Raw genomic sequence first — 12,650 nt, 5'->3', positions numbered from 1 at the left:
AAGCAGGCGTTTTGTTTTCTTAGGGGTTTGACACGGGGTTAGTCGCGGTAACGGCGAGTTAGATCCCCATACGCATCTACTCGACGATCCCTCAGGTAGGGCCAAATACGGCGTGTGTTTTCACTGCGCGCCATATCAAGCTCAACGACTAACTGTTCAGTCTCTTCCCCCGCATGGGCCAATAGTTCACCTTGCGGCCCACAGACAAAACTACCACCCCAGAACTGAATGCCATCGCCGACCTCGGAGTGATCCGCCTCAAAACCAACCCGGTTAGCGACCAGCACGGGTAAACCGTTGGCTACGCCGTGGGCGCGCTGAATCACTGTCCAGGCATCTTTCTGGCGTGCCTTCTCAGCGGCATCATCATTGGGGTCCCAGCCGATCGCAGTGGGGTAGAGCAGTAAGTCCGCACCGGCCAGGGCCATCAATCGGGCGGCTTCTGGATACCACTGATCCCAGCAGACCAGCACGCCAAGACGGCCTACGGATGTCTCAATGGGCGTAAAGCCTTCGCCGCGGGCGCTGTCATGATCGCCTGGCGTAAAATAAAACTTCTCATAAAACCCAGGGTCATCGGGAATGTGCATTTTACGGTACTGCCCAACGCGCCCTTTGGCGCGGTCATAGACCACCGCGGTATTGTGGTAAAGCCCTGGTGCGCGGCGCTCAAACAACGAACCGACCAGGACAATGTCCAGCTCCTTAGCGAGTGCTGCAAGACGCTGGCCGGTCGGGCCATCCAACGGCTCCGCTAGATCAAACAGCGAAGGGTCTTCGAACTGGCAAAAGTAATGAGTGGCATGCAGTTCTTGCAGCAGTACCAACTGAGCGCCTTGTTTAACGGCACTGCGAATACCTGCTTCACTGGCGGCCAGGCTTTGCGCTTTATCAGGCCACGCAGGTTGCTGCACAACAGCGACGGTTAGCGTCGTCGACATGGTGACTCCTTTAACAAATAGCGGTCGCGGGAAACGTACTCTGGGTAAGCGTGCCTTGTGGAAGCTGCATGGTTAAGCAGTGCAGGCTGCCATGTTGGCGAATAACGCTGACGCACTCAATCGGAATTAGGGTGTGTTCGGGAAATGCACTTGCCAGCGCGTGTAGCGCGGTAACATCCGCCGGGTCGCCGTAAGTAGGAACCAGTACGGCTTGATTGATGATCAGAAAATTAGCGTAAGTGGCTGGCAGGCGGTGGCCGTCATCAGGGTCGAAGCAGGCCTGGGGCCAAGGCAGCGCGATTAAACGGTAGCGCTCACCATTGCGTTGTCGAAACGCTTGTAACTCCTGCTCCATCGCCGCCAGCGCCGGATAATGAGGATCATTGGGATCATCGCAGCGTACATAGGCGATAGTGGTTGGATCGCAAAAACGGGCAAGCGTATCGATATGACTGTCGGTATCGTCGCCTTCTAAATGACCGTTGACCAGCCATAATACGCGGTCAATGCCAAAATCTTGGGCGAGCTGGGCTTCTACATCTTCTCGCGATAGCGTGGGGTTGCGGTTGGGGTTGAGCAGGCATGCTTCTGTAGTGAGCAGGGTGCCTTCTCCGTCGGTTTCGATACCGCCACCTTCCAGTACTAAATTCCGTGTCGCTAGCGGGCAAGCCCAAACGCCCGCCTCGGCAAGCCACTGGGTAAGCCGGTTATCACGCTCAGCGGGGAATTTTCCGCCCCAGCCGGTGAAGGTGTAATCAAGCATCAGCATCTGGCCCTGGGCGTCGATAACACTGATCGGCCCATGGTCTCGCGCCCAGGTATCATCAGTGGGTGCGACAATAAGCTGCAGCCGGGAAGCAGGCACGCCGTAAGCGTCAAATGTAGTGGTTATGCGTTGTTGCGTTAACTCATCGGGCACGCAAATCAGCACGCGCTGAAAGCGAGTCGTAGCGATCACAATACGTTCCAGGGTGGCTTCGATGCGAGCAAGCATGTGCGCCCAATCGCCGTCCGGCCGCGGCCAGGTCAATTGTATCCCGTCTTGGGGATACCATTCGGGTAGCAAACGATAAGTCATAAAAGCGCAGGCCCACGGTCAGCAGTAAATCGGCGCAATGTAGGCGGTGGCGGGGCAAGTTGCAAGCGTAACGTTTTTAATCTGAACGCTCGCAGGGCTGATCGCTCTAATGGCCGTTTGGAACATGCAGCGAGACTAAAAAAACCGTACCATGAGCGCTTATTGATAAGGAATGACGCCATGCTTGATCGTTTGCCTTTTCTGGTGGGGCTGCGCTACGTGCGCGCTAAACGCCGGAACCACTTTATTTCGTTTATTTCGCTTACCTCAATGCTGGGGTTAATGTTAGGGGTCGCCGTACTTATTCTGGTGTTGTCGGTAATGAACGGCTTTGACCATGAGCTGAGGACGCGCATTTTAGGCATGGTTCCCCACGCTAAAATTGAGTCCCGTGTGGGAATGGTCGAATGGGAGTCTCTGGCCGAAGAGTTGATGCAGCGAGAGCGGGTCATTGGCGCGGCGCCTTTTGTCGAGCAGCAGGGCATGTTCTCGGTCGGTGGCCACAATCAGGGTGCCATGGTGAATGGTATTAATCCCGCTTGGGAAGACCGTGTCTCCATTATTGGCGAACATATGAGTCAAGGGGCATTAGCCGATTTGGTGCCCGGTGAGTGGAATGTAGTGCTGGGGTCGATGCTGGCGCGCAGCCTGGGCGTTGGCGTTGGGGACCGAGTGACGCTGTTGGTGCCTGAGGCTTCGATTACCCCGGCTGGGGTGTTCCCGCGCTTAAAGCGCTTCACCGTTAGCGGTATTTTTAGCGTCGGTGCGGATTTAGACGCCAATCTGGCCTATGCCAATATTGAAGACATGCAGACGCTTGCCCGCTTGGGCGACGCTATTGGCGGGCTTCGCCTTCAGCTAGATGACCTGTTTGCTGCTAGTAGCGAAACCCAGGCCATTCTCAATGAACTTGGCCCTGAGTACCGCGGCAGCGACTGGACGTTCTCTCATGGCAATTTGTTCCAGGCGATACAGATGGAAAAGCGCATGATTGCGCTGCTCTTAACCGTCATCATCGCCGTGGCAGCGTTTAACATCGTCTCCACGCTGGTCATGGTGGTGACGGACAAGCGTGCCGATATTGCTATTTTGCGCACCATAGGGGCCACGCCGCGCTCTATCATGGGCATTTTTATTGTTCAGGGGTTGGCCATTGGCTCGATTGGCATTGCGATCGGTGTGGCGGTGGGCGTGCTGCTGGCACTCACTATCGCTGACCTGATTGGCTGGGTCGAAGGAACGCTGGGTATTCAGTTCTTGGATGCTGGGGTTTACTTCATTAGCGATTTACCTTCTCGCCTACAGTGGGACGATGTTAGTCGTATTGTATTGGCCGCCTTTGGTTTGACGTTCCTGTCGACGCTTTATCCTGCGTGGCGAGCGGCGAAGGTTCAGCCAGCGGATGTGTTGCGCTATGAATAATGGCTTCAGGAATAAGGATGACACGATGTCGATGAATTCGCTGTCTATGAACAAAGAGCAAGACGCCGCCATCATGCTTGACTGCCAAGCGCTGACACGTACCTACAGCGAAGGCCCCCAAGACCTAACGGTGCTGGATAAACTCAATCTGCAGGTTCGGGCTGGCGAGCGAGTTGCCATCGTTGGTAGCTCGGGGTCGGGTAAAACAACGTTACTGAATCTATTGGGCGGTCTTGATCGTCCTAATGACGGTCGCGTGGTGATCGCCGGTGAGCCGCTGTCGGGGTTAAATGAAGCCGCGTTGGGTAGTTTTCGTAATCGCTACATTGGGTTTGTGTATCAGTTTCACCACCTGCTGGCGGAGTTCACCGCCGTCGAAAATGCGGCGTTGCCGCTGATTATTCGCGGCCAGTCGAAAAAGGCGGCCGAGCAGCGGGCGATGCAGATATTGGAGCGAGTGGGCATGCAGCCGCGTGCCGATCATAAGCCAGGTGAACTTTCTGGTGGGGAGCGTCAACGCGTGGCGATTGCCCGGGCGCTGGTTACCGATCCTAGTCTGGTGCTAATGGATGAGCCTACGGGCAATCTTGATCAGACCACCGCAGCGACTATTTTGGCGCTGATGGATGAACTGGCCAAAGAGAGCGCCTGTGCGTTTGTGATTGTGACCCATGATGTGGGTCTCGCGGCCCATCAGGATCGTGTGCTAAAGCTTGATGCGGGCAAATTGGTCGAACAAACGCCAACGCTTTAAGGGTCGAGCTTGGCCAATGAACTGATGCATTAAGCTTATTGGTCAAGCTCAGCCATTAGCCTCACTATCAGGCTTAATCATCAAATTCTGCTTCAATCTGCGCACGCCGCTGCCGACGTTTTTGGCGGCGGCGTTTCCAATTATGGGAGACGTGCCAGCGCCAGATTAAGCGGATACCGACATTGACGACGATCGCTAATATCAACGCTGTCACCAGCGAGCCAACGATCAGGGGCGGCATAATGTCGTGCATCTGTTCGGCAATCCAGCGCGTTGAAATACGCGAGGGCGCTTCTCGTACAGGCGCACCGAGTATGAAAGTGCCAATCCGATAATTGCCGTAAAAAATGAGCGGCATTGTTAAAGGGTTAGTGATCCATACCAAACCGATCGAAAGGGCTAAGTTGCAGCGCGTTAAGCGAGCACCCAGCGCAGCGACCACCATCTGAAAAGGGATGGGGAGCATGGCGCAAAACACGCCCACGCTAAACGCATTGGCAACGCTTCGGCGAGTGAGGAGCCACAAACCCGGGTCTGCAATCAGCGGTGCCATAAAGCGTAGCGAGCGCTGTTTTCTGATGGTGTCGGGTTTGGGCATGTAGCGCTGCAGGAACCTGCGCGGCATGACGGATACTCTTACCTATCGATGCTGCCCATTATCCATATAGCGTTGCCCTTCGGCTATGCTAGGCCATCAATGAACATTCGCCAGGGAGAGTTCTATGCGGTTAGGGGTCGCCATGCCCGCTGCACTTGCAGCTCTTGCTGGAGGGATTTTGGCATGGTACAGCCATGCCGCAGGGATGACCTCCAATGCGTTCGGCTGGGTGCTGGTCGCCGCGTTGTTGATAGTGGCGTGGCAACCCCGCCGAGGTGTATGGCTACTGATGGGTCTATGGGTATTTGCTGGCGTTCAGCATGAATGGACGAGCCGTTTGCCAGCAGGGCTGAGTGGCGAGGATATAGCCGTTGAAGCCACTGTGCTGAACGCTCAGCCGTCGGGGGACGCAACGCGTCTGATGCTGCGTGTTGATAGCTGCCAAGGCCCGGCACAACGACCACGTTGCGTGGTGATAAACAAGGTGCGGGTAACGGCTTATAGCGATAAAGCGTTTTATCCCGGTGAGCAGTGGCGAATGACGCTCCGTTTGCGGCCTCCCAGTGGTTTTGCCAACCCCGGTACGTTTGATTATGAGCAATGGCTATGGCGTGAGGGAATTCACGCTACTGGGTATCTGCGCCAAGATCCACCGCCCGTTCGGCTAGCTTCCGCCGGGCCATCGCTGCGTCAGTTGGGGGTGGGTTTTTTAGCCCGGCAGGCGCTAGATGAGCGCACTAAACGCTGGTTGGCGGCACTGACATTGGGTGATAGCGAACAGCTTACCCAAGATGACTGGTCGTTGTTGAATGCGACCGGCACCACCCATCTGGTCGTTATTTCAGGCTTACACGTTGGGCTGGTGACGTCATTTGTATTGATGCTTGCCAAGCTCGGTGCGCGCTTAACGACGCCTACCAACTGGCGCATGCGCGCTTGGCCTTGGTGGGTGGCGGCGGTAGCCTGCATCAGTTACGCCACGCTTGCCGGGATGGCACCGCCCGCTATGCGTGCCATGGTGATGACGTTGATTGGCCTGTGGGTGCTTAGTGGTCGACATGCACCAAGCCCATGGCAAGGGTGGTGGCTGGCCATTGCGCTGGTGCTTCTCGTTGATCCGCTGGCTCTGTGGCGGCCCGGTATGTGGCTGTCATTTGTGGCGGTGGCATGGTTAATCGCTATTTGGCAGGGTCGGCGGCGCCCTCAGGGTATTAAAGGCTGGTGTTGGGCACTGGTCAGATCACAGTTGCTGCTTGCTCCGCTAATGGCCGCTGCTGTGCTGGTAGCATTTGGGCGCATAGCGCCCGCCGCCCCATTGATTAACCTAGTGGCCGTGCCGTGGGTGAGTTCCATCATGGTGCCTACGGCGTTATTGGGCTGGTTATTATCACCGGTGCCTTTTCTAGGCCATGCTTTATGGTGGCTGTTTGAGGCCGCACTTAATATTTTCCATTTACTGTTGAGCCTCTCTGTTCAGCACTGGCCGCTATGGGAGCCTGATCGGCCATTGACCTATCCACTGGCCTTTGCGCTGCTGCTGCTATCACTCTGCTGGGGATTGCCTGCGGTGCTACCGGGTATGCGGCTAGCCACTACGGCGTTGGTGGTGGCGCTGCCTTGGTGGTCGCTATTGTCAACGACTCCCCAGCAAGGGCTTCGAGTGAGCGTGCATGATGTGGGGCAAGGGCAGTTGATCGAGTTACGTAGCAAACATTATCGACTGCTTTATGATACCGGGCCGCGCTTTCGTGGCGGTTTTATGCCGCTGGAAACGCTGTGGTCTCCGGGTCAACGTTTTGATCAGGTGATCGTTAGTCACGCCGATAACGACCATGCGGGTGGTGTTAATGCGTTATTAGCCGAGCATCAGGTTAATCAGTGGATAGCGCCCGAGGGTGAGACCCTGTCAGTAGACAGCCGGGCGTGCCAGCGAGGTCAAACCTGGCAGCGCGATGGCGTTAATTATCGCTTTTTATGGCCGCCCGCGGGCGCTAATGCTTTGTCACCCAATGATCGATCCTGCGTATTGGAAGTCAGTGTAGGCGAGCACCGGCTGCTCATCACGGGGGATGTGAGTAGCGAGATAGAGCGACGCTTTTTGCTTGAAGTGGATTCGCCTGTCTCTATGCTTGTCGCGGGGCATCACGGCAGTGGAACAAGTTCGGGTATTCAGTTCGTACGTCATACCGCCCCTGAACATGTTGTTTTTAGCGCAGGACGTGATAACCCTTTTCAGCATCCGGGAGATGCCGTCGTGCGCCGTTTTCGTGATCAGGAAAGCTGTTTGTGGAGTACGGCCCAAGACGGCGCACTGCGTTTTTGGCTGGAAGCTGCTCGTCCTTTTGAGGTTAGAACGACGCGACCACGGTCAAGTCGACGCAATCGGTGTTGAACCACGTCGCCATCAGGTAGAATTCACCGCATTGCACACTATTGCCGGGAGCGCGTGTGGCTGATTCAAGCTGGGGTATTTACAAGCGGTTATTGGGCTATGTTAAGCCACATTGGCGCGCGTTTTTGCTGGCGCTGGTGGGGTTTGTGGTATACGCCGCGTCGAGTACCGCACTGGCGGAAATGATGAAGCGGCTGATTGATGGCATTCAAAACCCGGATGCTGCTTTCCGGTTCTTCTTGCCGCTGTTTGTCATTATTATGTTCTCCGCCCGCGGGGTAGGCACTTTTTTAAGTACTTACTTTATGGCTTATGTGGGGCGCTATGTGATTCATACCCTGCGCTGCGATGTATTTGCTCATCTTCTTCACCTGCCTGGCCGGTTTTTTGACCACCACTCCAGCGGTCAACTGGTATCGCGGGTGACCTACCACGTCGAGCAAGTGGCAGGGGCGGCCACCAAGGCGGTGACGATTATTCTACGTGAAGGCCTGTTCGTCGTCGGCCTAGTGCTTTATCTGCTCTGGACCAACTGGATGCTCACGCTACTGTTTTTAGGCGTGACGCCGATTATCGCCGTCGTAGTGAGTTACGTCAGTAAGCGGTTTAGGCGTATCTCCAAGCGCATTCAGCACTCTATGGGCGATGTGACCCATATTGCGTCGGAAGCGTTGTCTGGCTATCGCGTAGTGCGCACCCATGGCGCAGAAGATTATGAAAAGCAGCGCTTTGAGCGAGTGAGTGAAGAGAATCGTCGTCAAAGTATGAAAGAGGCCATGACCCGGGCGGTTAGCTCGCCGGTAATTCTGATGCTGGTGGCTATCTCTATGGCGCTGCTGGTATGGCTGGCGATGGCGCCCTCCCTGATGGAGAACATGACCCCCGGTGAGTTTGTCGCCTTTATTACGGCCGCCGCCCTGATGATCAAACCAGTGCGCCAATTGACTGAGATTAACGGTGAGATTCAGAAGGGGTTGGCGGCAGCGTCAGAGCTTTTTGGTCTACTGGATATGACGCCGGAGCAGGATAACGGTAAGCGTATTGCCAGCCGTTTAAGCGGTGAGGTCGTTATCGATAAGGTTAGCTTCCGCTATGCCGACGACCAACCCGAAGTGCTGCATGATATTAATCTACGGCTGGCGCCAGGTGAGCTGGTAGCGATAGTCGGTCGCTCGGGAAGTGGTAAATCTACGCTGGTGAGCCTATTGCCGCGCTTCTACCGGCCTAGCCAAGGCATTATCACCATTGATGGCGTCAATGTTGATGAGTACGCGCTTGGGCCGCTGCGCCAGCAGATTGCCTTGGTCTCCCAGCAGGTGACGCTATTTAATGCCTCAATTGCCGATAACATTGCCTATGGGGTGGCTAATCCTGACCCACAGGCTATTCAAGCGGCGGCTGAAGCGGCCTATGCCCACGAGTTTATCGACAAACTACCCGATGGTTATGCGACCACCGTAGGCGAAAATGGCGTGATGCTCTCGGGTGGGCAACGTCAGCGGCTGGCGATTGCCCGAGCTATCTTCAAGGATGCGCCACTGTTGGTGCTCGATGAGGCCACCTCGGCGTTGGATACGGAATCTGAGCGCTATATTCAGAAAGCGCTGGAGCGCGTTTGTGAGGGGCGCACTACATTGGTGATTGCCCACCGCCTGTCCACCATCGAACGGGCCGACCGGATCGTGGTGATGGATCAGGGGCGTATTATTGAAGAGGGCACCCATCAGGCCTTGTTGGATGCCGATGGCGCTTATGCAGCGCTGCATCAGTTGCAGTTTCAAGAAGCATTATGACCCTGCCTAAAAAAGCGCAAAAGACTCGGACACTGGCAGAGCGTTGGCTGCAAGGTGCCTATCAGGGCAGCCGTTGGCTTTGGCCGCTAAAGCCCTTAGGGGCGCTTTATCAATGGGGAATGGCCCGCCGTGAACAGGCCTACCAGCATGGTAAGAAGGCTATGTGGAAGGCCCCCGTGCCGGTGATTGTGGTCGGCAATATCACCTTAGGGGGAACCGGGAAATCACCGTTAGTGGCGTGGTTGGGCAATTGGCTGGTGGCGCAGGGCTGGTCACCAGGCATTGTTACCCGCGGCTATGGCGGAATATCATCGCACTATCCCTTGCTTGTCACCGCCGCCACTAATGTTGCCGAAAGCGGCGATGAACCCTTGATGCTCGCGCAGCAGACAGGGCTACCGGTAGTGGCAGACCCCAAACGGTCGCGCGGCGTGCAGGCGCTAGTGGCGGCGGGTTGCGATATTATTTTGAGCGACGATGGCTTGCAGCACTTGGCACTGGCGCGGGATATTGAGCTAGTCGTGGTTGATGGTGCCCGCGGTTTAGGTAATGGTCGCTGCTTACCCGCCGGGCCGCTGCGCGAATCGCCCAGCCGCTTGCAGCGCGTTGATGCCGTGATCGTCAATGGTGACTCACAGCAGGCGTTGCCGGTCGGCTCTGTGACCACTATGCAGTTAGCACCGCGTTATTGGCGCCGCTTAGATGACGGTGCTCGGTTTTCGCTAGCGCCGCTGCCGTTTACGCTGCCAGTGCACGCAGTAGCGGGGATTGGCAATCCCAGGCGTTTTTTTCGCACGCTTTCCAATTTGGGGGTCAGTGGTGACTGGCACCCGTTGGCCGATCATCAGCATTACAGCGCTGACGCGCTAAAATTTGCAGATATCCGCCCGATTATCATGACAGCCAAAGATGCCGTTAAATGTTATGCCCTGGCGCCGTCGAATAGTTGGGTATTAGATGTGGAAGCCACGCTTCCACCTGAATTTGAATACTGGCTGGCAGCACGGCTGTCGGCACTTTCCTAAAGGAGTCAAGCGCATGGATAAGGAACTGCTGGCAATGCTGGTCTGCCCGTTGTGTAACGGCAAGCTGAAATATGACCGTGAGGCTCAAGAGCTGCGTTGCCACTACGATGGCCTGGCCTATCCCATTCAAGAAGGGATTCCCGTCATGCTGCCGGAAGAAGCCCGTGCCATGGACGCCGATGAGAAGCTGCCTACTTCCCCTGGTCGCGCGTCAGGGAGCGCGTCAGGACGCGCTTCAGGACAATCCGGAGGCGTTTAATGGCTTCTCCTGACGTTGCCGTGCCAGACTTTACGGTTGTCGTACCCGCACGCTATGGCTCCACCCGCTTGCCCGGCAAGCCGCTGTTAGAAATTGCCGGAGAGCCGATGGTCGCCCACGTATGGCGGCGCGCATGCCAAAGCCATGCCTGCCGGGTTGTGGTGGCCACGGACGATAGCCGCATTCGGGATGCCATGCTGCCTTATGGTGCTGAGGTGATCATGACGCGCGACGATCATCCTTCGGGCACTGACCGCTTAGCCGAAGTGGCTGATATTTTAGCGCTAGCGGATGACGCTCTGTTGGTTAATGTGCAGGGCGATGAGCCTTTGATTCCGCCTGCCTTGATTGATCAAGTGGCCCTTCGCTTGGCCGATGACCCCGAGGCATCGATTGCCACGCTGGCGGAGCCTATCAACGATGTCGACACGCTGTTTAATCCCAACGTGGTTAAGGTGGTGCGCACCTTGCAGGGTCGAGCGCTGTATTTCTCACGTGCGCCCATTCCCTGGGATCGGGAGCATTTCAAACAGGCGCCCACGCTACTGGCGACCGACGCTTGGCTGCGCCATATTGGCCTCTATGCATACCGCGCGGGTTTTCTAGCGGCTTACCGTGACTGGCCCGCCTCTAGCCTGGAGCAACTTGAACAGCTTGAGCAACTGCGTGCATTACAAAACGGCCACGCGATACAGGTAGCCTTAGCCTGTGAGGTAAATCCCACGGGTGTTGATACTGTCGAGGATTTAGCCCGTGTGCGTGCGCTGCTTGCCTAGCGCCTAAGGAGAGTTGTTGTGAAAGTGTTATTTGTGTGTCTAGGCAATATTTGCCGTTCGCCCACCGCAGAAGGTGTTTTTCGCCGTGCCCTTGAGCAAGCAGGGCTAGCCGACGAGGTTGAAATAGACTCCTGCGGGGTCGGCAGTTGGCATGTGGGCAAAGCGCCGGACTCACGCGCCCAGCAAGCAGCCTTGTGCCGTGGTATCGATTTAAGTGGTCTGCGTGCCCGCCAGTTAAATGTGCAGGATTTTGCTGAATTTGATTACGTGCTGGGTATGGATCAGGACAATTTGCGCGCCATATGTGACCTGAAACCCGCCAATAGCCAGGCTCATGTCGGCCTGTTTTTAGATTTTGCCGGTACGCCTGGTGCAGAAGTACCTGATCCTTATTATGGTGGGGATGAGGGCTTTGAAAACGTTCTAAATATGATTGAAGCCGCTTCAAACGGGCTCATTCAACACCTCAAGCGTGAGCACTGAGGTGGCGGCTTTTAATCTGCAGTCCAATATTGATTTAACTCTTGCCAATACGCTGCGGCTACCTTGTCACGCCGAGCACTATGCAGCGCCGGGTACGCTGTCAGCACTGCGCGCTGCACTCGCTTATGCCCACGCTCAGGACTGGCCCGTTACGTTGCTGGGCGGTGGCAGCAATGTACTGTTACCTGAGCAGGTGCCGGGCCTGGTGCTACGCCCAGCCTTAAAGCAATGGTGGCTGAGACAACCAAAAGGCGCTCAACAAGGGGAGGTGTTTACCCAAGTGGGCGCTGGGGTTAATTGGCACGCCTTAGTCATGGCGACTGCCGCACGGGGTTTGTGGGGAATCGAAAACTTGGCGCTAATTCCCGGTAGTTGCGGGGCGGCACCGGTGCAAAATATTGGCGCCTACGGCGTTGAGCTTGCTGACACGCTGCAAGCGGTGCAGGTCATGGAGCTCGCCACTGGACGCTGTTATTGGTTAAGTACTCAAGAGTGCGCGTTTGCTTACCGGGACAGCATCTTTAAAGGCGAGTTAGCCGATAGTGTTGTGATTACCCAGCTAATATTGCGTTTATCACGTATGCCAGCGCCGCAACTGAATTATGGCGATCTTGCCGCGCGGTTATCTGCCACACCCTCGCCGCTTGAGGTTGCTGAAGCCGTTTGTGCTATTCGCCGCGAGAAGCTACCCGACCCTGAGGTGCTTGCCAACGCGGGAAGTTTCTTCAAAAATCCGCTAGTAAGTGATGAGCAGGCAGCGCAGCTGTCGCGTCAGTATCCTGCGATGCCCCATTTTCCCCAGGCGGGAGGGCAAACAAAGTTAGCGGCAGGTTGGTTGATCGACCAGTGCGGTTTAAAAGGGATGCGCGACGGCGCCTTTGGCGTACACCAGCATCAAGCGCTGGTGCTGGTGCATTTTGGTGGCGGTGATCGCCTCGGCTTGATGAAAATCGCCAGCTATATCGCCGCTCAAGTAAAAACACGCTTTGGTGTGCTGTTAGAACCCGAACCACGTTTTATTAATCCTTAACGCCCTTTTCCAGCGAATCCTTCTGCCGTTTTTAAAAGGCGCCTCCTAGACAACAAAATCCCCGCTTAAGCGGGGATTTTGCTGTTGCAACACGCGTCC

12 protein-coding genes are annotated in these 12,650 nt (G+C 56.0%); 9 read left to right on the top strand and 3 right to left on the bottom strand.

Annotated elements, in window-relative coordinates; translation table 11 throughout:
• Window positions 1-38 precede the first annotated feature (38 nt).
• Together KO116_RS13115 and KO116_RS13110 are read right to left on the bottom strand one after the other, a co-directional pair.
• The gene (locus KO116_RS13115) at window positions 39-941 is read right to left on the bottom strand and encodes a carbon-nitrogen hydrolase (protein WP_035566237.1); all 903 of its coding nucleotides are present in this window, start codon (window positions 939-941) and stop codon (window positions 39-41) included.
• Window positions 942-951: 10 nt separating this feature from the next.
• Window positions 952-2,019: an agmatine deiminase family protein gene (locus tag KO116_RS13110; RefSeq protein WP_035566235.1), complete on the bottom strand. Its 1,068-nt coding sequence runs from the start codon at window positions 2,017-2,019 to the stop codon at window positions 952-954.
• Between the two features lie 180 nt (window positions 2,020-2,199).
• Here KO116_RS13110 and KO116_RS13105 point away from each other — a divergent pair, with 180 nt between their 5' ends.
• Window positions 2,200-3,441 (top strand): lipoprotein-releasing ABC transporter permease subunit, encoded by a 1,242-nt coding sequence (locus KO116_RS13105; RefSeq protein ID WP_035566233.1) that lies wholly within the window; start codon window positions 2,200-2,202, stop codon window positions 3,439-3,441.
• Between the two features lie 31 nt (window positions 3,442-3,472).
• The gene (locus tag KO116_RS13100) at window positions 3,473-4,195 is read left to right on the top strand and encodes an ABC transporter ATP-binding protein (protein WP_144408634.1); all 723 of its coding nucleotides are present in this window, start codon (window positions 3,473-3,475) and stop codon (window positions 4,193-4,195) included.
• A gap of 73 nt (window positions 4,196-4,268) precedes the next feature.
• Here the strand turns inward: KO116_RS13100 and KO116_RS13095 are convergent, their stop codons facing one another.
• On the bottom strand, window positions 4,269-4,820 hold the full coding sequence (locus KO116_RS13095) for a DUF2062 domain-containing protein (RefSeq protein ID WP_035566228.1): 552 nt from the start codon (window positions 4,818-4,820) through the stop codon (window positions 4,269-4,271).
• A gap of 97 nt (window positions 4,821-4,917) precedes the next feature.
• Between KO116_RS13095 and KO116_RS13090 the strand changes: the two genes are divergently transcribed.
• From KO116_RS13090 to murB, 7 genes are read left to right on the top strand one after another with little or no spacing between them, the layout of a single operon-like run.
• Window positions 4,918-7,185, top strand: coding sequence for a DNA internalization-related competence protein ComEC/Rec2 (locus tag KO116_RS13090; protein ID WP_035566225.1), 2,268 nt, complete (start codon window positions 4,918-4,920; stop codon window positions 7,183-7,185).
• Between the two features lie 56 nt (window positions 7,186-7,241).
• Window positions 7,242-8,978: a lipid A export permease/ATP-binding protein MsbA gene (gene msbA / locus KO116_RS13085; protein WP_035566223.1), complete on the top strand. Its 1,737-nt coding sequence runs from the start codon at window positions 7,242-7,244 to the stop codon at window positions 8,976-8,978.
• Window positions 8,975-10,003, top strand: a complete 1,029-nt coding sequence (gene lpxK, locus KO116_RS13080) for a tetraacyldisaccharide 4'-kinase (protein ID WP_035566222.1) — start codon at window positions 8,975-8,977, stop codon at window positions 10,001-10,003. Before msbA ends, lpxK begins: the two co-directional genes overlap by 4 nt.
• Window positions 10,004-10,016: 13 nt before the next feature.
• Window positions 10,017-10,262: a Trm112 family protein gene (locus KO116_RS13075; protein ID WP_035566220.1), complete on the top strand. Its 246-nt coding sequence runs from the start codon at window positions 10,017-10,019 to the stop codon at window positions 10,260-10,262.
• The gene (gene kdsB / locus KO116_RS13070) at window positions 10,262-11,038 is read left to right on the top strand and encodes a 3-deoxy-manno-octulosonate cytidylyltransferase (protein ID WP_035566218.1); all 777 of its coding nucleotides are present in this window, start codon (window positions 10,262-10,264) and stop codon (window positions 11,036-11,038) included. The genes KO116_RS13075 and kdsB overlap by 1 nt, the downstream gene beginning before the upstream one ends.
• An 18-nt stretch (window positions 11,039-11,056) precedes the next feature.
• Window positions 11,057-11,521 carry a low molecular weight protein-tyrosine-phosphatase gene (locus tag KO116_RS13065; protein ID WP_035566216.1) on the top strand — a complete coding sequence of 155 codons (465 nt, stop codon included), beginning with the start codon at window positions 11,057-11,059 and terminating at the stop codon, window positions 11,519-11,521.
• A gap of 1 nt (window position 11,522) precedes the next feature.
• Window positions 11,523-12,551: a UDP-N-acetylmuramate dehydrogenase gene (gene murB / locus KO116_RS13060; RefSeq protein ID WP_235272389.1), complete on the top strand. Its 1,029-nt coding sequence runs from the start codon at window positions 11,523-11,525 to the stop codon at window positions 12,549-12,551.
• Window positions 12,552-12,650: the final 99 nt, after the last annotated feature.

The organism is Halomonas sp. KO116 (assembly GCF_000734975.2).
GTDB lineage: Bacteria > Pseudomonadota > Gammaproteobacteria > Pseudomonadales > Halomonadaceae > Vreelandella > Vreelandella glaciei.
This window is presented reverse-complemented; position numbering and strand designations above follow the sequence as displayed.